General features: G+C 50.9%; 16 protein-coding genes and 1 pseudogene. 12 read left to right on the forward strand and 5 right to left on the reverse strand.

The features are described 5' to 3' along the window. The first annotated feature begins 161 nt into the window (after nucleotides 1-161). From FE784_RS12260 to FE784_RS12295, 8 genes are all read left to right on the forward strand, one after another. Nucleotides 162-1,388: a Gfo/Idh/MocA family protein gene (locus tag FE784_RS12260; protein ID WP_139602488.1), complete on the forward strand. Its 1,227-nt coding sequence runs from the start codon at nucleotides 162-164 to the stop codon at nucleotides 1,386-1,388. Continuing rightward, nucleotides 1,385-2,257: a sugar phosphate isomerase/epimerase family protein gene (locus tag FE784_RS12265; RefSeq protein ID WP_139602489.1), complete on the forward strand. Its 873-nt coding sequence runs from the start codon at nucleotides 1,385-1,387 to the stop codon at nucleotides 2,255-2,257. The genes FE784_RS12260 and FE784_RS12265 overlap by 4 nt, the downstream gene beginning before the upstream one ends. Nucleotides 2,258-2,411: 154 nt before the next feature. Beyond that, nucleotides 2,412-4,700 carry a DUF4838 domain-containing protein gene (locus FE784_RS12270; protein ID WP_176706149.1) on the forward strand — a complete coding sequence of 763 codons (2,289 nt, stop codon included), beginning with the start codon at nucleotides 2,412-2,414 and terminating at the stop codon, nucleotides 4,698-4,700. Between the two features lie 84 nt (nucleotides 4,701-4,784). Then, on the forward strand, nucleotides 4,785-6,125 hold the full coding sequence (locus tag FE784_RS12275; RefSeq protein ID WP_139602491.1) for an ABC transporter substrate-binding protein: 1,341 nt from the start codon (nucleotides 4,785-4,787) through the stop codon (nucleotides 6,123-6,125). Between the two features lie 987 nt (nucleotides 6,126-7,112). Next, nucleotides 7,113-7,586 (forward strand): MerR family transcriptional regulator, encoded by a 474-nt coding sequence (locus FE784_RS12280; RefSeq protein ID WP_139602492.1) that lies wholly within the window; start codon nucleotides 7,113-7,115, stop codon nucleotides 7,584-7,586. Between the two features lie 34 nt (nucleotides 7,587-7,620). Then, the gene (locus FE784_RS12285) at nucleotides 7,621-8,022 is read left to right on the forward strand and encodes a hypothetical protein (RefSeq protein WP_246132004.1); all 402 of its coding nucleotides are present in this window, start codon (nucleotides 7,621-7,623) and stop codon (nucleotides 8,020-8,022) included. Nucleotides 8,023-8,158: 136 nt separating this feature from the next. Next, nucleotides 8,159-8,398: a hypothetical protein gene (locus FE784_RS12290; protein WP_139602493.1), complete on the forward strand. Its 240-nt coding sequence runs from the start codon at nucleotides 8,159-8,161 to the stop codon at nucleotides 8,396-8,398. A gap of 125 nt (nucleotides 8,399-8,523) precedes the next feature. After that, entirely contained in the window at nucleotides 8,524-9,090 is a 567-nt protein-coding gene (locus FE784_RS12295; RefSeq protein WP_139602494.1) for an AAA family ATPase, read from the forward strand. A 247-nt stretch (nucleotides 9,091-9,337) separates the two neighbouring features. On the opposite strand, the gene FE784_RS12305 is transcribed toward FE784_RS12295, so the two are convergent. The 4 genes from FE784_RS12305 to FE784_RS12320 are packed head-to-tail and all read right to left on the reverse strand — an operon-like array spanning nucleotide 9,338 to nucleotide 13,309. Beyond that, complete coding sequence (locus tag FE784_RS12305; protein ID WP_139602495.1) at nucleotides 9,338-10,150, reverse strand: ABC transporter ATP-binding protein; 813 nt, start codon at nucleotides 10,148-10,150, stop codon at nucleotides 9,338-9,340. Next, nucleotides 10,150-11,181, reverse strand: a complete 1,032-nt coding sequence (locus FE784_RS12310; protein WP_139602496.1) for a FecCD family ABC transporter permease — start codon at nucleotides 11,179-11,181, stop codon at nucleotides 10,150-10,152. The genes FE784_RS12305 and FE784_RS12310 overlap by 1 nt, the downstream gene beginning before the upstream one ends. Next, nucleotides 11,178-12,218 carry a FecCD family ABC transporter permease gene (locus tag FE784_RS12315; RefSeq protein WP_139602497.1) on the reverse strand — a complete coding sequence of 347 codons (1,041 nt, stop codon included), beginning with the start codon at nucleotides 12,216-12,218 and terminating at the stop codon, nucleotides 11,178-11,180. The genes FE784_RS12310 and FE784_RS12315 overlap by 4 nt, the downstream gene beginning before the upstream one ends. After that, entirely contained in the window at nucleotides 12,215-13,309 is a 1,095-nt protein-coding gene (locus tag FE784_RS12320; protein ID WP_139602498.1) for an iron-siderophore ABC transporter substrate-binding protein, read from the reverse strand. Before FE784_RS12320 ends, FE784_RS12315 begins: the two co-directional genes overlap by 4 nt. A gap of 640 nt (nucleotides 13,310-13,949) precedes the next feature. Here FE784_RS12320 and FE784_RS12325 point away from each other — a divergent pair. From FE784_RS12325 to FE784_RS12335, 3 genes are all read left to right on the forward strand, one after another. Next, nucleotides 13,950-14,756, forward strand: coding sequence for a class I SAM-dependent methyltransferase (locus FE784_RS12325; protein WP_139602499.1), 807 nt, complete (start codon nucleotides 13,950-13,952; stop codon nucleotides 14,754-14,756). A 462-nt stretch (nucleotides 14,757-15,218) separates the two neighbouring features. After that, on the forward strand, nucleotides 15,219-15,632 hold the full coding sequence (locus FE784_RS12330; protein WP_139602500.1) for a DoxX family protein: 414 nt from the start codon (nucleotides 15,219-15,221) through the stop codon (nucleotides 15,630-15,632). A 337-nt stretch (nucleotides 15,633-15,969) separates the two neighbouring features. Continuing rightward, nucleotides 15,970-18,366: a PHP domain-containing protein gene (locus tag FE784_RS12335; RefSeq protein ID WP_139602501.1), complete on the forward strand. Its 2,397-nt coding sequence runs from the start codon at nucleotides 15,970-15,972 to the stop codon at nucleotides 18,364-18,366. 318 nt (nucleotides 18,367-18,684) lie between these two features. Here FE784_RS12335 and FE784_RS42825 read toward each other — a convergent pair. Continuing rightward, nucleotides 18,685-18,780 (reverse strand): annotated as a pseudogene (locus FE784_RS42825) (ArsR family transcriptional regulator); the annotation flags it as partial. A gap of 297 nt (nucleotides 18,781-19,077) precedes the next feature. On the opposite strand from FE784_RS42825, the gene FE784_RS12345 reads away from it, so the two are divergent. After that, on the forward strand, nucleotides 19,078-20,841 hold the full coding sequence (locus FE784_RS12345) for a glycoside hydrolase family 2 protein (protein WP_139602502.1): 1,764 nt from the start codon (nucleotides 19,078-19,080) through the stop codon (nucleotides 20,839-20,841). Nucleotides 20,842-20,853 lie beyond the last annotated feature (12 nt).

Raw genomic sequence — 20,853 nt, forward strand, 5'->3', positions numbered from 1 at the left:
ATTATACATGGCTTTACTCCGGCTGCGAATAGCGGCGTCTTGGTTACGGCTGGAAACTGAGTTTTTTACTGATAAGGCCTGATTGTTTTCCATTCCGATTCCTGCCCGGATTCTTAGAATGAATAGTAGACCAAAACGAAAGAGTGAAAGGAACTCAACATATGACCAAACGAGTCCGATTGGCTATTGTCGGCGGGAACCGGGGATTTGCCTACTACAAGTCTTGCGACCTCCTGTCCGACCTTGTCGAAGTAAGCGCCATATGCGATCTGAATGAAGACGTTTTCGCCAAATGGAAGCAGCATTACCCCGACATCCGTACGTTTACAAGCTTTGATCGGCTGCTGGCGGACGACCGCATCGACGCCGTGCTGCTGGCCACCCCGATGGAGCTTCATGCGAGCCAATCCATTCATGCGATGCGCGCCGGCAAACATGTGCTGTGCGAGGTAGCGTCCGCTCAGACAATCGACGAATGCTTGGAGCTTGTCCGGACGGTGGAGCAAACCGGTGCGGTGTACATGCTGGCAGAAAACTTTTGCTACACAAGAAAAAACTTGATGGTGCGGCATATGGCCGAGAGCGGCGTGTTTGGCGAACTGACGCACGCGGAGTGCGGCTATATCCATGACGTTCGAACGGCTACGCACGATACCCAGGGCCAATTGAAATGGAGAGGGGACATGATGCGCAAATTCAACGGCAACAACTACCCGACCCATTCGCTCGGGCCGGTCTCACAGTGGCTTGGCATCAACCGCGGCGATGCGTTCGATTATATGACAACGATCGTATCGAAGCCTGCGGCGCAAAGCGACTATTTCCGGGAGCTGTTCGGTCCGGACCATCCGGGGGCGAGCATGGATTACTGGCAGCAGGGCGACTCTTGCTTGTCGCTCATCCGCACGAAACAAGGCGCCGTCATCTATTTGCGCAACGACTTCTCGTCGCCGCGTCCGTTCAACTATTTGGCCTACGAGCTGCAAGGGACGAAGGGGGCGTTTGTATCCGGCCGAGATACCGTCGAAGAGCCGCTCGTCTGGCTTGACGGCAGAGGTCCCGGAAAATCGTATCAAGGCAACATCTCATGGTCGAAGCTGTCGGACTATGAGTATCTGTATGAGCATCCGTGGTGGCAAAGCGAGACGGATCGGGAACGCGCCGTACAGGCGGCCCGGTTTGGCGACTACTTCGTGATGAAGGAGTTTGTTGCCGCGATTATGGAGAAGCGGCAGCCTGATTTCGATGTATACGATGCTGTCGCCGTCAGCGCGGTGATGCCTTTGTCGGCCCAATCCGCGGCACAGAACGGCAGTCCGGTTTCCTTTCCGGATTTCGCCAAACACAAACCGTCGACACAGACGCACAAAGAGAGGGAACGTGTATGAAGCTGGGAATCAGTCTGTACTGTCTAAAGGGCGCCATCGTCGCCAACCAAATGACCGTTCTCGAAGCGATCGACTGGATCGCGGAGGCGGGGGCAGCGCATGTCGAAATCGTCCCGGTCAGTTTCGACTTGCTGGAGCAGCCGGAGCTTGCCGACGCGATTCGGGACAGAGCGCGGCAAGCGGGGATCGACGTATCGAACTACTGCGTCTCCGCCAATTTCGTGACGGCCGACGCGGCGGAGTACGAGCGGATGATCGAGCGCGTGAAGCGGCATGTCGACGTGACGGCCCGGCTTGGCGCCAAACGTATGCGGCATGACGTCGCCTCGCGGCCGATCGGGGACATTTCCTTGCGCAACTTTCAGCGCGATCTTCCCAGGCTGGTCGAAGCGTGCCGCACCATTGCCGATTACGCGGCTGGCTACGGCATTACGACAAGCGTTGAAAATCATGGCTACTACATGCAGGCGAGCGAACGCGTTCAGCAGTTGATCGTGGAAGTGGACCGCGACAATTATCGCGCGACGCTCGATATCGGCAACTTTCTCTGTGTCGATGAGCAGCCGTTGATCGCCGTCCAACGAAACATCCATCTGGCGTCGATGATCCATCTGAAAGATTTTTATGTGCGCACGCCGGACAGAAGTCCGGGCCTATCGTGCCCGGGCTGGATTCCGACGGCCGGAGGCAACCAGTTGCGCGGCGCGATATTGGGGCAAGGCGATATCCACATTCGAGATGTGCTGCGCGTGATCAAACACGCAGGCTACGACGGCTACTTGTCGCTCGAGTTCGAAGGCATGGAGGAGTGCCGCAATGCGACGAAGCTAGGGTTCTCGTACGCCAAGCGCGTCTGGGAGGAATTGTAGAACGCCCTGCTGACGACGGCCGGGCGGCAGTTTCCCGGTGAAAGAGACGATATAACCGGATGGAACGGAGGTGATGCTCCCGGAAGGGGACGCCAGTGAACAAGCGGATGGAGAAGAGAGAAGCTCACTACTACAACCGACAGGAGGAGTAGGGATGCACAAAACATCATTCGCCATCATAATGTCTCTGATACTGATGATTACGATCCAGGGGAGTGCGCTTGCAACGCCATCTTCCGCAGAAGGGAAGGGAAAGCAGGTCATGCTGGCCAACAACGGGAACGCCAAGTACGGCATCTTCGTCCGTTCCGATGCCACTGAGATGGACAAGCACGCCGCACAGGAACTGACCACCTATTTGACGCAGGTAACCGGAGCAGCGTTTCAGATATTCGAAGGCACCACCCCGCCGGGCGGACCGATGATCGTGGTCGGCAGAAGCGCGCTGACGGAAAGCCTGGTACCGGAGCTGACCGGACAATCGCTTGGGGAAGACGGCTTTGTCATCGCCGCAGCGCAGCGGTATCTCATGATCGCAGGGAGTCATCCGCGCGGCACAATGTACGGCGTGAACTATTTTCTGGATACGTATGTTGGGGTAAAATGGTATTCCCCATCCTATACTTTCGTGCCAACGTTTCCGAAACTGAAAGTGTGCATCCATTACGACGTGCAGGTGCCGCGCTTTCAATACCGCGAAATGTACGTGAATGACGGCAGCAATGAACAGTACCGCGCCTATAACTTATTGAACGGAAAATACCGCGACCGGCACACGCACGTGCCGCAGTCGGAGCCGGAGCTGAATAGCTGGTCCACGTATTGGCCATATGATGTCCACAACTTCAAGAAGATCGTGCCGCAGACGAGTTATCACTACGGCAACCAATTGCTGGCGATGGATGAAAACGTTCGCAGTACCGCGGCAGCCAACTTGATCAGTCGTGTGACCCAACACGTGTATGAAGGAAAAGATGCCTCCTACGGGTTCAGCCAGGAGGATACGACATGGAACCCTGATCCGGATAGTCTGGCGTTCGCCGCCCTGCATGGAGGCACGCTGGCCGCGCCGATTATGGATATGGTCGGGGACGTTGCAACGCGAGTCAAGGCGGCGATCCCGAATGCCCGCATTGGAACGCTCGCTTACATGTTTACCGAAAAGGCGCCAACGAACATGACATTGCCGGACAATGTCGTCGTGACGTTCGCTCCGATTGATAAAGATCACGGCCGCGCATTGAACGATCCGAAAAACGGCTTGTCGAAGCAAAATGTGGAACAATGGGCACAAATAACGGATCATATTCTGGTGTGGGACTACCTGATCGACTTCTTGGGCGGCGGATATGTAATGCCATATCCGAGTGTATATGCCATGGGGGAAACGATTCAATTTTTGGCGGATATTCCTTCGGTCAAAGGATACTTCGGCCAACATATGGCAGGGCTGACTGCTCCGATCAGTATCGGGCTGGCCGATCTGCGTGCATGGGTCGGCGCCAAACTGCTCTGGAACCCGGATCAGGATTACCACGAGCTCATCGATGAGTTTGTCAACGGGTACTACGGTGAAGCCGCCCCGTATATGAGCCAGTATATCGATCTGCTTCATCAAGCGTTTGCCCAAAGCGACGACAAATTGACGATTACGACACCGATCACATCCTCGTTCCTTTCATTTGACCTGATGCGCCAGGCCGATGACTTGTTTGCGCAGGCTGTTGCCGCGACGACCAATCCGGTCCATTTGCAGCATGTGCAGCGGACACGTACGGAGGTTGACTACACGATTCTGATGCAGTATGTTGATTACCTGATCGAGGCACAACGGCGCAGTATCGTCTGGGACCCCGATTACGACAACCGGTACGCCAGATTCAAAACCTACACAACAGATGTGATCAATTACAAGAGCAAAGGGACGATGGCGTCACTGTATCAGTTGATCGATGTTCGCCGGACGTTGCCGACTGCCCCGGGTTTTGTCAGCACGCTGCCTTATTCAGATTGGCTGGACTTCCAGGACCATCGGTTCCGGCTGTATGAACCCGCAGGGACGACTCTCGTCAATGATGTCAAAGCATCGGACAATGCCGCAGCGAGAGTCAAAGGCAGCACGAATCAATGGGCGATTCAACTGCACGATACCGAGCTGCCGCGCGAAGGCAGATGGAATCTGTTCGCCAGCGTTCGCATCGATCCCGGTACGGGCTCATCCGGAGTCGCTGCGATGAATTACGGTTTCATTTCGGCCGCAGGCGGAGGCCGGGCGTCGATCGACTACGGACTGTTGGCGGACGGCGAGTATCATTTCATGGCATTGCCGTGGACATACGAGTACAATCCGAATGAGTCGAACCGTTACTATTGGTTTGCGCCGCCCAATTCCACTGCCATTCAAAATCTGTATATCGACCGGATTATCGCGGTCAGACAGTGAATGATCTCGGGTAACAGCTAAGTATCGGTCTGCAAACGCTGTCATTTCCATGGAGTGTTCTTATTATAGAGGGGGAAAAGTACGATGAAACGAAGAAAGCACGTTTATTGGCTGGCAGGTTGTTTGCTGGCGCAGGCAGCGTTGGCCGGCTGCACAAGTGGAGGAACAATCGGCAAAGAGGGAAACGAACAGCCGCCCCAGGGCGGGAAGCCCGTCATCTCCAATGAACCGGTTACGCTTGCTTTTAAAATGAATGTAGGGTCAATCACGTCCCAAGAAGGATTTATGACGGTCTTCGGCGATAAAATCAAGGAGAAGTTTCCGCACGTGACCCCGGTCTTCGTCCCGTCGGACGTTACGCTCAAGACGATCCTCGAAACGGGTCAGCAACTGGATATTTATTACGACTCGTATGCGAATACGCCAACGAACCTGCTGCAGAATGGGCTTCAGACCGATCTGACCAGTCTGATCAAGCAGTTCAACTACGACGTGTCTCCGCTGGAGAAAACGTCGGTGGAAGCGCAGCGCCAACTGGCAAACGGGGGCATGTACGGTCTGCCGGTTTCGATCGATTCGGTCGCCCTGATTTACAACAAGGGCCTGTTCAATCAATTCGGCATCCCGTATCCGAAAGACAACATGACGATGGACGAGTTGTACGATGTAACCCGCAAGATGAGCCGTGTCGTCGACGGCGTCAACTATTACGGCTTCGGGACATCGCTCGGTCCCGTCCTGGCGCTTGATCCGCTTGCGCCGCTGTTTGTGGACCCGACGACAAACAAGGGGAACTTTTCGTCCGAGACGTTCAAGCGATCGTTCCAATCGTTGACCGGTCTGTTCCGCATCCCGAACAATGAGTACGAGAAAACGACGCTGAACTACTCTGCCCATCTGAAGATGTTCAGCGAACAGCGGCTCGCGATGCTGCTTGGACCGAATGCGTTGGGCACACGGTATTTCGCAGACAAAGACAAGACGCTGGATTGGGATTTGACCACGTACCCGACCTACAAGGAAGCAGCAAAGACGGGGCCGCAAAATGCGCCCGGCTACTTCTACGTGACATCGAACAGCAAGCACAAGGAAGCGGCGTTCCAGGTGGCCGCACTCGTCACATCGCCCGAATTCCAGAAGCATCTGGCGCGCAAAGGGTATGTGCCCGCGCTGCAAAAGCCGGAGATCATCAGCGAATTCGGCAAGGAGCTTCCATTCCTGAAAGACAAACATGTGCAAGCCCTGTTCACAACGAATCCGGCGCCGATTGCCAAGCTGACCCCTTACCAGGCTATCGCCTTGGCGGAAGTGCAGACGGCCTTGACCGACGTCCAGTTCAGCGGGAAGGACGTAAACACCGTTCTGCGTGAAACGGACGAACGGATCAATCAGAAAATTGCCGCGGAACTTGCCAAGAGCAAATAGGAAGCTGTTGTCAGCAGGAAGGGATGGAGACAGAATCGATGTAACGAACGCATGATGTCGTCTATGAACAAGCGCGAATCTTGGCGGCGCCCGATCGGGCGCTGCCGGGACAAAAGCGGGTTCCGGCAGGCTGGTCGGCCGTCCCGATTGGAAATGCAGGGTACGAATTGAAACTTGGATTGCGCTGCAGCGTTCCCCTTATGCTGCCGAACTGGCTGGCATGGAGGAACTGACGGCCGAATTCCGGCGCATCGCTGACGTTGTCGTATCCCTGCGCGAGCCGGAGGGACTGTGGTCCTGCGTCCGTACGGACGGAGAAAAAGCAGGGGGCATATCCAAATAAAGGCTGAGTTCGTCATTGATGACGCGCATTGTGCATTACAATACATTACTAAATACAAACAACCGATCCTGTTCAGGGCCGGTTATTTGCATTTAAAGCCATCCAAGGCAAGGAATTGCGGATGATCTCTTACTTTCGAAGTAATGATTATGGCAAATCGCTATAATTTACATTCATTGGCGGTACTTCTTCTGTAAAGTATCATGTGCTAATCTCCCAAAGTGCCGCAGCAGCAATGCCGGCTTCCGCAATTCCTTTGAAATGAGGAACAGAACCTAAGATCGAATAAGCTGCCAAGGCAAAAATCAGTACGGGAAGAGAGTGTGAAATCGTTCGAGGGGAGCCAAGTCGATTCGCTGAATACCCTCCCGGACTAACGCCGATAAAGTTTGCAATACCTGCTATAAGAAGGACGAGACTGATTGTTTCTTCTGCAGCTCCCAGTCCGACGAAAATTTCCGCGATATACGTTTATACAGAAAAGATCCCGATTCCCCATGCAAGGCGGCGAATACCGGTGTTCAGTCCGTGCGGGCGTTGCGCTGAATGGAAAGTAAACACTTGCTCGATTCAAATTGCTTGATTGCGCATCGATATGAAAAACGGCTTGACAGTGGAGTCAACTCTAATGTTAATTTGTATTCATGGATAAACTTTATTCTATACAAGAGGTTTCGCGGTTACTTGGGATGCCGAAGGATACCCTTCGGTACTATGATCGGATTGGAATCGTATCCCCGTCCCGGGAAGACAATCGGTACCGCAGGTATTCGAAGGACGACCTCATCGACTTGATGAATATTCAAATCATGCAGTATGCTGACTTTTCTCTGGACGAAATCAGGGGGAAGTTTGGTTTCCACAGGATGGAAAATATAACCCCCGCTTATTGCGAAGAGATTGCTGCGTTCCTCGATGCCAAGAATGCAGAAACGCGCAAGAAGATTGCCCATTTGGAAAAGGTCAGCCGGCTGCTCAACGTAGCAGCCGAAACGCTAAGAGACTTTAATCATGAAAGCGACCAACGGTTGGCAGAGATCGTTCGCGAGATTTACCAGGATATCCGAAAGACTGAACAGGGAATATACGAGGAGGAATGTAATGAACATAAAGGTTAAGAATTTTTAATATCTGATTGCAGGACTTCTTGCGATGCTGTTTGCCGTCACGCACGCATGGAGCGGGCAATCCGCTGTGCTGCCGACGCTCGACGGCAGGGCGGTATCCATGGATACCCGGACGGTACTCACGTATGTCTGGCACATCATCACGGTGGAAAATCTGGTCTTCGGATTCGCATTCATTTTCATGTCATTGCAAAGTGAGCAATCGAAAGTCCAGTTTGTCGCATGGATGATCGTGTCGATTCTGATCTTCCGACTGATGGTCATTCTTGGCGTAACGGCATTTCATGATGTTTCGGCACTTACGGATACGTTAATCGATTCTAGTGCCATCGTAATCTATGTCGCCCTCATCATACTGGGCACAAGAATGAAGAAAAAACAGTACGGTGGTCAGCCGCCACAGTCCAACACCGGGAAGTGGCAGTGAAACTGACCAAGTTGGGAGAGCGCAACGCTGGCAGCGATGAGGATAATAGCTTAATAACGGCTGCCGGCATCGATTGGCAGCCGTTTTACGCTAACGGGAGTTTAAGACAATTAATGGTAAAGAGGAGGAAGAAAGCATGAACTTGACTCCACTGCAACAATCGGTTTTATTGGCATTAACCACTGAATGGCAGACACCGGCGCAGATTGCTGGTCAGCTTCCGAAAGCATCGGGGAATCCATCTGACGTAAATCAGTCACTCAAAGAACTTTTGCGTGAAGGATTGGTGCAGGCTAATCCTGTTGTATTCGGTCTGTATCGACTAACCACTCTAGGCACAACCATCAAGTCGACGGAATTGGGTGAAAACCAATGAAGTGGCTCTTTGGATCTCGATTTTTTGCTAATTTAATAGATAGTAAATTCAAATATTATTTTGGGACAATGAAGCAGAGGTTTATGGGGAAAAGGGAAAGCAAATAAATAACTGGGGACAATAAAATGAACGAGAAAAGATTAATAAGGGAAGATTTTATCGTAATAACGGGTGGTCCTGGCGCCGGTAAAACAACTCTGCTGAATGAAATTCAGAGAAACGGTTATAACTACGTTCCGGAAGTCGCAAGGGAAATCATACAAAGTCAGGTTTCTTCCGATGGCGATGCTTTACCTTGGAAAAATGTATTAAAATATCGCGACTTCATGCTAAATGAATCCATAGAAAGCTACCTTTCGGCATTAATCAATCCGCCAAAGGAAAAGTTGTTTTTTGACAGAGGTATTCCAGATACTTTGGCTTACTCCTATTTAATAAATGTTCCTATTTCAGAAAAACTAGAATCAGGAGTCCAGAAATACAGGTATAACAAACAGGTTTTTATTTTACCTCCTTGGGAAGAAATATACAAAACCGATAATGAAAGAATTCAGGACTTTGAAGAAGCAGTGGCAACTTATGAAGTAATCTCAAGAACTTATAAAAAACTGGATTACGAACTTATTGAAGTACCCAAATTCGATGTTAAACAAAGAGCGAGTTTTATTTTTAATAATGTCGGAAAAAATTGATATCCTTTACGGGCTGCAATGCGTCGGGTTGTACACCGAGATAGTTGTCTGAACCTCGTATGGAGTTAGCGGCTTCAGGAAGTGCCGAGCGGAGATATTTATTGCCTTGCGGGTTATGGAAGGTTTGCGTTTTCCCGCACTTGAGCCCCACAGCCTGTTACGCTTGCAACAACATCAATACAAGCCTGTTTGGCCATTCCGGGCTTGTATTGATGCTGGACAAGGTCGACTGATCTTGAACAGACTATCAAAGCGTATTTTCATTAACATGATAGCGTCCAATTGGCACTACCAAAGGAGAGCCCGAAATCGGGTCTTCGATCACTGTGCAATCAAGCCCGAAAATGTCTTTGACTAAGCTGCTTGTAACTACCTTGGACGGTTCGCCCTCGGCTACCAGCTTTCCTTGATGAAGCGCAAAAATATGGTCGGCATAACGCGCGGACAAGTTGATATCGTGAAGAACCATGACAATCGTAGTTCCGTGCTTGCGGTTCAGTTCCGTGAGCAGGTCAAGAATTTCGACTTGATACGTAATGTCTAAAAACGTCGTCGGTTCATCGAGAAATAAAATATCGGTTTGCTGCGCCAAGGCCATCGCAATCCAGACGCGCTGTCTTTGACCGCCTGAAAGCTCGTCGATATTACGGTTGGCCAGCTCCGTGATATCCATAATGCGCATCGCTTCGGCCACGGCCTCATAATCCTTTTTGGTCCATCCCCCGAACAAGGATTGGTGCGGAAATCGTCCTCGTCCAACCAAATCGGCGACAGAAATGCCTTCGGGAACGATGGGCGATTGCGGCAGCAGTCCTACGACTCTGGCCAACTGCTTGGACGGAATGTTGGCGATCGGCTTTCCGTCAAGCGTGATTTGGCCGGATGCCGGCTTTATTAGCCTTGCCAAAGTTTTGAGAAGCGTGGACTTCCCGCAGGCGTTGGCTCCGATAATAACGCTGATTTGATTACTGGGAATAACAAGGCTTACTCCAAGGATAACCGTTTTATTATCATAGCCCGCTACGATTTGATCGGCTTGATAAATATGTGTCGGTTTCATTATAAATCTCCCTTTTGATTCATTCGGATTAGCAAGAAGATCAAATATGGCGCTCCAAGTAATCCGGTTATGATGCCCACAGGGAATCTGTACTCAAAAGCGAATTGTCCGATGAGATCCGCCGCCAAAACCAGATTAACGCCAACAAGGCCCGCCGGAATAGCGTTGGAGAAGCCGACGCCGGCCAGTCTTTTCGCGATCGGTCCCGACAGGAAGGCGACAAAGGCGATTGGTCCGGTGGTAGCGGTAGCAAGAGCAATTATGCAGACGGAACTGAAAATTAGGGCGATTCTTGTCTTGTCCGTGCTCACTCCGAGTGAAGAGGCCGATTGTTCGCCAAGCTCCAGCATACTGAGAGGTTTGCCCAGCCCAATGAGGATAGGCGCAAATATGAAAACGGTTATGACAAGAGGCGGAAGCTCGCTCATTTGAGAGCCATTGAGGCTGCCGGCGAGCCATCTGAGCGTTGCCGGAATATCCTGTTGCTTGCCAACCAGCAGGAGATACGAGATCAAGGCGTCAAGCATGGCCTGTATGCCGATACCGACCAGGATGAGCCGCCCGACCGAAAATGTTCTTCCCCTGGATAATACATAAATGAGTACGACGGTAGCGAGACCGGCAATCACCGACGCTACGGAAATGACAGCTTCGCTTGTATGCAGGACGATGATGCAGAACACCGCTACGGCACTCGAACCGGATGTAATCCCGATTACATTCGGGTTCGCCAGAGGGTTTCGCAGCATCGTCTGGAACGTGTATCCGGCAATACCGAAAGCAAACCCCGCAAATAGACCCGCCAGCATTCTCGGCAGACGAATCGTATTTACCGCAAAAGATACACCTTTGATCTGCTCTCCCGCAAGCGCGCGAATGACATCTTGAACCGGATAAATGGTGCTCCCCAGTATAAGCATGGCGCAGCAAAGAAGGCATGCAAGCACCGCAAGCAGACTGGTTACAAGGATCCAGCGGCGGCGTCTGAGGCGACGGCCCGACAATATAAAATCAACGGATTCACTTTTCATAATGAACGCACTTTCGATCTCATCGCTAGTAGGATTAGGATCGGAGCTCCTAGAAATGCTGTAACTACGCCGACTTCAAGCTCTCCAGGGCTGCCGATCAGTCTGCCGCACACATCGGATACCGTCAAAATGATCGCACCTGATATAGCGGACATCGGAATAACAAAACGCAGGTCAGGGCCAAGAATAAGACGCATGACGTGAGTGGATAACAGCCCGACAAAACCAATAGGTCCTGCAAGCGCAGTAGTCGCGCCGCACAAAAGTACTCCGGCCAGGGCTGCAATCAGCCTCAACGTTCCTGTTCGCACGCCGAGCCCGGTCGCCGCATCGTCCCCCAGCGCCAGCGCATTGAGTGCCGGTGCAGTAAGAAAACCGCCCAATATTCCGACGATCAGGAACGGAGAGAACGTGGCAATAGCGTCCCAGGATGCCGAGCCGACGCTGCCGACTTGCCAGAACCGGAATTGATCCATGACGTAGGAGCGCGGAATCATGATGGCGCTGACGAGAGAGGCCAGGGCTGCGCTTGTGGCCGCTCCCGCTAAAACAAGCTTAATGGGGGTGGCACCACCACGCCCCATTGAACCGATTCCGTATACGAATACGGCAGTAATCGCCGCTCCGGCTAAAGCCAGCCAAATGTATTGATTGGCCGAGCTTATGTTCAAAAATGCTATTCCGCAAACGACAAACAACGATGCGCCTGTATTCACGCCCAGTATGCTCGGGTCTGCGATCGGGTTACGCGTGACGGCTTGCATAAGCGCTCCGGAAACCCCGAGTGCTGCACCGCAACAAAGACTGAAGACGGTTCGGGAAATCCGCTTGCGAACCACATTGGCCCCGTAGGAGTCTACGTCGGGATGAAATAAACCGTCGATAAGCTCATGAAATCGGATCGGCCGAGAGCCTAAGACGAGAGAGGCCAGCACACATACCCCGAGCAAAACGATGCAAATGACCAGAACCGTCATAAAATGCTTCGGAATATGTGCGCTTAATCGGTTGTTGTTTGAAACCGCTGAGCCGCTCATTTTACTTTGCCAATAGCTCCTGCTATTAATCCCAGGTACTCATCGATGGTATAAGCGATCGAAAGCGGATTTGGATTTCCAGAAGCGGCCAAAGGCGTGCCGTTACCGATAAACAGAACAGAACCTCTTTGGATGGCTGGGATTTTGCTTAGCAGGGGATCTGCTTTAACCGCACTCAACAAGCTTTCATCGCCATACCCGATGATGATATCGGCATCGTTGAGGGCGTCAGCATTTTCAGCGCTTAATTTGAACGAGTAGCTGGTTTTGTCCGTAATCAATTTCGTCAGACTTTCCGGATAAGCCATCCCCAGCTCAACCAGAAAAGCGCCGCGAGGGTCTACAGCCGTATAAATATTTAATTTGGACAAATCTTTAGCCGAGAAATTGACCCATGCGACTTTTTTGCCTTTGATCTGAGGATATTTGCTTGCTTTTTCCTTAATAAGGTTCTCGGTGTCTTTAATGAGTTTTTCGCCTTCAGCTTTCATGCCCATGCCTGTAGCGTTAAACAGCACTTGCTCGCGCCATGTCGTTACCCAAGGCGTAGTCTGATAGGGCACAACCGGAGCGATCTTGCTAAGAATAGCATAGTCTTCCTTCGAGATGCCGGAGTAGGCTGCCAGAATGACATCCGGCTGTGCAGCGGAGATCGCTTCAAAATCAAGGCCGTCCGTATCTTTGAACACATTAGGTTTATCTACACCAAGTTCCTTGAGCTTTTTAGCGGTCCAAGGCAAAAGTCCGCTAGTATCCTGAACACCGTAATTCGCGGCAGAGAAGCCTACAGGGACAACGCCGAGAGCGAGCGCAACATCGTGATTTGCCCATTGTATGGTAACGACGCGTTTAGGCTTGCTTGGAATGACCGTTTCGCCCAAAGCATGCTTGATCGTAATCGGATATTGAACGGCGGCACTTGTGGAAACGGGTGCTTCTGTTTTAGGTGCTGCGGTGGTTGCGGGAGCAGTCGTACTCGGGACGGGTGCAGATGTTGTGGTTGATTGCTTCCCGCTACAACCCACCAGTGCGATCACTAGTACAGCCGAGACGATTAATGATTTCAATGAGACTTTTCGTATTGCATTCATTTGCATACCCTACCTTTTCTTAATCTGAATGTTGGCTGGTGATTCCCGAGAAATGTTTTCGGCACGTCTTTCACGTCCTCATCTTCTCGATGAAAGCGTTCAAGAGTTTTCTCACAGGCACTGCGCGCGAACCATGCGCATTAGTAGCGAGTGGATGAATGTTGTGATTGGGCTCCTTTGTATGTATAATTTTGATAATGATTATCAGTATCATAAATTTAAATCGATTTTTAGAGGTTGTCAATGAAAAATTTTCAAGGGTTATTTGCGATGTGCGGATGGTAGCTGGTTTTGACGTACAATACATGAAATAATAACTGCGTGAGCCGAACGTAACGAAAGCCAATTGGTGGAAATACAACGGCTAAAGATGGAAGTTGTGCAACATCGCGCAAGTATGGGACCCGTTGCTCTTGAAGAGCTTATGGAACGGATGGAAAGGAGAAGTGTTGTTAATCGATATGCGGCTTGAGGACGAATACGCCTCAGGCCCTATTCCAGGAGTATGCCTATCGGTGAGCTGGAAAACCATCTGACGAAAGTACCTGTCGGAGCCAGGGCGAGCAACGGGCACCCTAATTGCAGCGAAGAATCACTTTATATAGGAATCCAAAAATGAGATCGAGAATAAGGAGGTATTATGAACTCAAAGAATGACAATAAAAAATTGCGCGAGTCATTTGAGCAAGCCGCGAGTATTTACCAGCAGGCACGTCCTGATTATCCTGGAGAATTGTATGATGATTTAATCCATGCAACAAATTTGAATCCAGGTGATCGTTTATTGGAAGCGGGTTGTGCTACAGGAAAGGCTACTCTCCCATTAGCCAAGCGCGGATTTAAAATCACGTGCATAGAACTTGGCGCTGAACTCGCAGCAGTTGCCCGTCAAAACCTGGTAGGAATGGATGTTGACATAATCAATGGGAGCTTCGAAGACTGGCAGTCGGAGGCGGAGAATGGGTTTGATCTGGTATACGCTGCAACCGCTTGGAAATGGATTGATCCCGAAGTTCGGTACATGAAGGCATGGCAGGTCCTTCGTCCTGGCGGATATCTGGCATTTTGGAACGCAGATCACGTTTTTCCAGACGGGGGAGACCCCTTCTTCCGTGAAATTCAAACCGTATATTATGAAATCGGCGAAGGTAAATCGGTAGCCGACAACGATTGGCCGCGACCAGGGGAACTTCACGAGCAAAGAGATGAGATTGAGAAAAGCGGCCTGTTCGAGATGGTTCATATACGACATTTCGATTGGGAGCGCATTTACCATGTTGAGGAGTACATTAAACTCCTCGAAACCTTCTCCGGGCACATCCTTATGGAGGAATGGAAACGCGACAAACTTTTCAACGAAATCCGAATTCGCCTTGATAGTCGTCCAGAAAAGTCGGTTCGCCGCCACTGGGGCGCTGTTCTCCAGGTCGCACGTCGAAAAGATTGACTATGGATAATGGTCGGGCTAAACAAGCGAAAAACCCGCCGGAAGTAGGCCGAACGCCTGCAAAAGATGAGAAACCGCCATGCAAGGGGAATGGCGCTGAATTTCGGCAGCAACAGTCCTTGGTTCCTCACCTCGAGCCTTGCGATTAACAAATGTAAAAATTTAAGGATTTGTACGAAAATTCTCATCGACTTCCCTGCGGTGTGGGAAGGCGCTATCGGACGCCGGCCGTTCTATTTCCGTCCGGGCACCTTTTCGGCGAACGATCATACATTTGGCGTACTGCACGAGTTGGGTATCGCGGGGGATCGCTATCCTGTCCGGGGCGTCAATATGCGGATTTGTACGCGGTATGGACGGGCGCTCCGTTAGATCCGCATTACGGCAAAGTATTGTCTGCGATTACTCAAGCTTGCGAAGAGGAGGGCATCCAACCGGTCGGCGCAACCATCGAGACGATCTGTGACCTGTACCGAACGAGACGTCCGCCTGTCGCTCCGCAGTTCGTTATCGGGCACGCTTCGATTCAATCGGGTCAATATAATGGCCGGAATGTCCAAGCTGGTTATGGGATCGGAACAACTGACCGTATTGTATACGGAGCCGCTCGGATACGGAGTTGGATTTATGTACCTGATCGCATGTATGGAACTGCTGGCCGCCATCTGTTTAATTGTCGGCTACTGGAATGCCAAGTTTACCGTCGCGGGGGCCGCTGCATTGGCGATTGTGATGACTGGGGCGGTCATTTCCGTTCTAGTATCCGATATGGGTATCGTCACCGCCCTATCGCCGCTCGTCTGGGTTGTCGTCGCACTCATCGTTTTCTTCGGAAAGTGGAGTCCCGCTCTTCATAGAAATAGCGGCGGAATGTGATCCTCGTTAGATTGGATATTGCAGCCTTTTCATAATTAATTAGTAAATAAGAGCATGAAGGAGAATAGGCAAGATTTCGTTTTCAGAAAATGCTGTCAAGCCCTGTAATGTTCAGTAATCCCCAAAAACCGAACATATGTTTTTGCGATTTGACGCTTTCGGAGGTCGGCTGTTACGATGTATTTACTTCATAGAGAATGTAACAGCATCACGATTTCGCTTCATGGATATACTTCCGTGCAAGCTATTTTTTTGAATTGAATGTTGAGTTGAAACTCAACTCATGTGCAATCCTGCTTTCAGGTTTACACACCAACATTTTGGGAGGTAGAAGCAAATGGAAAAAAGTGCACAAATGACAAATGGAAGCAATGTTCGTCAAGATGATGCAGCAATCAAACGCGTCGAGTTCCATGTCCATTCCTCATTCATTGCGGAGGAAAAAGTACTTCCGGTCGAGATCATAATAGAGCAGGCAACCCAACGGGGGTATCGCGCCATTGGGATCATCGGCAAGGACGGAATCCGATCGTTTATTTCCGCTGAAAAAAAGGCAAAGCAAGCCGGTTTGCTGCCGATATTCGGCATTCAAGCAACGATTGTGGACGAGGAGGGCCGTCCGTTCGAATGCTACGTCTATGCAAAAAATCTCATGGGCAAGAAACATCTTTTCAAACTCGTATCGCTCTCGTTATGTGCTGAGAATAATAGCCTCTCAAAAAACAGCATGGAAGCCTTGCGTGACGGGCTGATGATCTCCGGCGGCAGTGCCGGAAGCGAGCTGTTCGAGGCCGTGCTTAACAAATCCAGGGAGGAAGCGGAAACAATTGCCCGTTTCTTCGATGTGCTGGAGATCAATCCGGTCCCGGTGTACAAACAATATTTTGCCGGGGAAGGACTCGTTTTCTCCGATGCGGAACTGGAAGCGGCGATCGGATCGATTTGCGAAATTGGAGAGAAGCTTGGAATAGAAGTAATCGCAGTCGGAAACGTCGAAGATTTCAATCAGCAATCTGAAGCCCCTTTTTATACAACGGATGAAATGCTCCGGGAATTTGAGCATCTTGGCTTAGACAAGGCTTATGAGGTCGTAGTGGTCAATACGAATAAAATTGCAGACCGGTTTGAGGCATATGACCTGCTTCCGGATCGCCGTTTGTTTCCCGTTATCAAAGATGGTAACCATCGGATCCGATCGTTATGTTACAGTGGGGCCGAAGGCAAATATGGGAATCCGCTACCGGATGTCGTCAAATACCGCCTGGAGCGTGAGCTGCTTCCGATCATCCAAAATGGGTTTGCCGTACCGTACCTGATTGCCGCGCAAGTCGTGAAGCAATCCCTCTCGGACGGTTACATGGTCGGAACCCGCGGTTCGGTTGGATCGAGCTTGGCGGCCTATTTTCTCGGCATATCCGAAATGAACCCGCTTCCGCCCCATTATGCGTGTCACGTGTGTAAGTACAACGAATGGGAAATAAGCGATAAAGGAAAGACGGGCCTTGATTTGCCTGACAAGCTCTGTCCGCAATGCGGCTACAAAATGAAAGGGGACGGTCACGATATTCCGTGTGAAATGTTTCTTGGCATGAAGCTGGATAAAGCACCCGATATCGATTTGAACGTCGCCGTGGAGTATCAGGAAAGAGCGCATGACGGTTTGAAAGAGCTGTTCGGTCATCATAATGTCTTCTTTGCAGGGACGATGGCCAATGGCCGTCATCCCGGGGGCGTGATCATTTTACCTGACGGGGTTGATATGGAGGAGGTTACACCTGTCCAATATACCGAACAAAGAGGGAGCATGAGTTGGCTGCAAACCCATTTCGACTATCACGATATCGACCATATTGTTTTTAAGCTCGACATTCTACAACATGAAGGTCCATCCCGGATGCGGTTGCTTCGCGACTTAACCGGTGTGGGTCCGGCTGCCGTTCCTTTGAACGATCCGAAAGTACTGCAATTATTCCGGTCGACCGCGCCCCTTGGTCTGAACAAAGAACAAATACGTACATCGGTAGCGACCTGCGGCATTCCGGAAATGGGGACTCCTTTTGTTCGAAGCATGCTGGAGGAAACACAGCCGTCTACGTTTTTTGAATTGTTGCAAATCTCAGGTTTATCTCACGGCACGGGGACGTGGGAAGGGAATGCGCGGGAACTCATTCGGAGTGAAGTTTGTACGCTTCAGAGTGCAATAGGCTTACGCGACAATATTATGCAAAGCCTGATCACTCATGGTATGGAGGCGGACCTTGCTTTCAAGATAACCGAGAACGTCCGGAAGGGAAAGGGCATTCCCGGCGATTGGATTGACGAAATGAAAACATGCGGCTTGCAGGACTGGTACATCAATTCTTGCCAAAAAATAAAGTATTTGTTTCCAAAAGCGCATGCCGTTTCCTACGTCATCTCCGCGATTCGCAATGCCTATTACAAATTGTATTTTCCGTTGGAATATTACGCCGCTTACTTTACGGTTCGCGGAAAAACCATCGACGTAGAGGTATGCTCTCAAGGGTATGAGGCTATTTTGGAGAAACTGCTTCAAATGGAGGAGCAAGCTGAAAACCATCCCGGTCATTCCTGCAATATCATGTCTCTGGAAGTTGCATTGGAAATGACTGCCCGAGGATTCCATTTCAAGAAAGGAAACGATGGCCGATTTTATGTCGCAGATTCGGTCCGCAGTATCGCTGTTCCTGCCGCAGCACCTGTTGCGAAAACATAATCTCGAACCGGTAAGGCGAAGCAGGACGCCATGATCGTGACGACATCGGATCATCTGCGGCGTTCGAATCGGGACATTGACGGAGGAGGCCAATCCGCAACTCGGCTGTACCTCGTACCGGATATACTGGCCGATAGGCAGTTCTGTCATATATCGGGCTGTATCGTCCGACTTCTCCGTCGTTCCGGTTCGCAGCACAAGCGTCAGCTTATCCACTCTCAAGGAGCATCGCTTCTGTATTCCGCGCTTGCCGACCGAATTTTCCGTAGAGACAATCCCGGCTTCCTCCAGCTTCCGAATGTGCTTCGTGATAATCGCTGACGAGAAGCCAAGCGCTTCTGCAAGCTCTCCAATGTTGTACGGTCTCCCGTTGAGCAATTCCAAAATGCGAACCCGAGTGATTGAAAAAAACATTCCAGAATATTCATATTGTTCGTCGTCATATCTAGATTCATGATGCACGCTCCCCGTTAGTATTTCTTGAAGCAGTCCTAGCAATCTGAACGGCGCCTTTCTCCTGCGCAACCGGATCAATGGCTACTGCGGACAAGCTTAACGCCTGGATCACGTTGGACTATCTGTTTTTATCATATAACTTAAATGTTAATTAATAAACATTATAGTTGACATATAAGAAGTAGCACATTATTATTGTAACGAACGTGTAATAACGTTAACTTTAAAGTTAATTAATGAAAGGGAAGTGCCGACATGCCTCAAGAAATATTGCGACCGGAATATCCGCGTCCACAGCTTGTAAGGGAGCATTGGCTCAATTTAAACGGAACATGGGAGTTTGAATTCGACGACGAGCGCATTGGGGATGAAGATCAGTGGTGGGTTGGCAACAAAGCCTTTTCTAAACGGATTCAAGTCCCGTTCGCGTACCAAAGCAAATTAAGCGGGATTGGCGAGACCGGGTTTCACGATCTGGTATGGTATAGACGTAGCATCACCATCCCGGAGGATTGGTCGGGCCAAAACATTTTGCTGCACTTCGGGGCGGTAGACTATGCGGCAACCGTATGGGTGAACGGGCGGCAGGTCGCGTTCCACGAGGGCGGACACACGCCGTTCCAAGCGGACATTACATCGGCTCTCAAGCAAGGGGACAACGCGCTGGTCGTTCGCGCGGAGGATTTCAGCCGCGATGTGACGCTGCCACGCGGGAAGCAATATTGGAAGGAAGATTCGGCCTCGATTTTCTACACGCGGACTACCGGCATTTGGCAGACGGTATGGATCGAGCCGGTCAATAAGCTGCACATTCGGAAGTTGAAATTCAAGCCGGATATCGACAGGAATGAGATTCATATTCGCACCTTCCTTAACCAAGCGCCCGCAGGCTGCAAGGCAGAGGTTCGGATCGATATTCGCTTCAAGGACGAATATTTCACCAGTACGACCTTCAGCGTTCGACACGCCGAGGAATCGTTAACCATCGGGCTTCACGATTTCAACGACCACGGACTCGGCCGCTGGTGGACGCCGCACAAGCCGAATCTCTACGATGCAACAATCACGCTGCTCGTCGACGGACAGGTGGCGGATACGTTGGACAGCTATTTCGGCATGCGCAAAATTTCCGTCGAAGCGGGCAAAGTAAGGCTCAATAATCGGGTCTATTTCATGCGTTTGATTCTCGATCAAGGTTATTTCCCGGACGGCATACTGACGGCTCCGAGCGACGAGGCGTTGATGCATGACATCGAGCTGGCCAAATCGATGGGCTTTAACGGTGCCCGCAAGCATCAGAAAATCGAGGATCCCCGCTTTCTGTATTGGGCCGATAAGCTCGGGTATCTCGTCTGGGGGGAAATGGCCAACGCCTACAGCTATTCGGAAGACTACGTCCGCAAAGTAACGCAGGAATGGCAGGAAGCCGTCGAAAGAGATTACAATCATCCGAGCATCGTCGTTTGGGTACCGATCAATGAAAGCTGGGGCGTGCCGAATATTCTCGTAAACAAACGGCAGCAGCAGCACGCCTTGGCGATGTACCATATGACAAAGTCGCTGGACGATACCCGTCTCGTCGTCTCCAACGACGGATGGGAGAATATGAGCACCGATCTCGTCACCATTCACGACTACGCGTGGAGACGGACCGATCTGGAGGAACGCTATTCCACGCTGGAGAAAACATTGGGCCCGAAGCCGCACCGGCGCGAGGTTCTCGTAGGAGGCACGGTCTACGAAGGACAGCCGATTCTGGTGACCGAGTTTGGCGGTATCGCCTTTAAGAAAAGCGAGTGGGAAGGCTGGGGCTATTCCGGCGCCGAGAACGAAGAAGATTTCCTCAAGAAGCTGGCGGATGTAGTCGAGCCTTTCCTGCAATCTCCGCATGTTCAAGGCTTTTGCTATACCCAGTTGACAGATGTCGAGCAAGAGATTAACGGCTTGGTGACCTACGATCGGGTACCGAAGGCGCCTTTGGAAAAGATCAGGAAAATATTCGGCGGCCCTGTAAAATAGTAATGCAAGCCA

This window comes from Paenibacillus hemerocallicola, from assembly GCF_006265175.1.
Lineage (GTDB): Bacteria > Bacillota > Bacilli > Paenibacillales > NBRC-103111 > Paenibacillus_AB > Paenibacillus_AB hemerocallicola.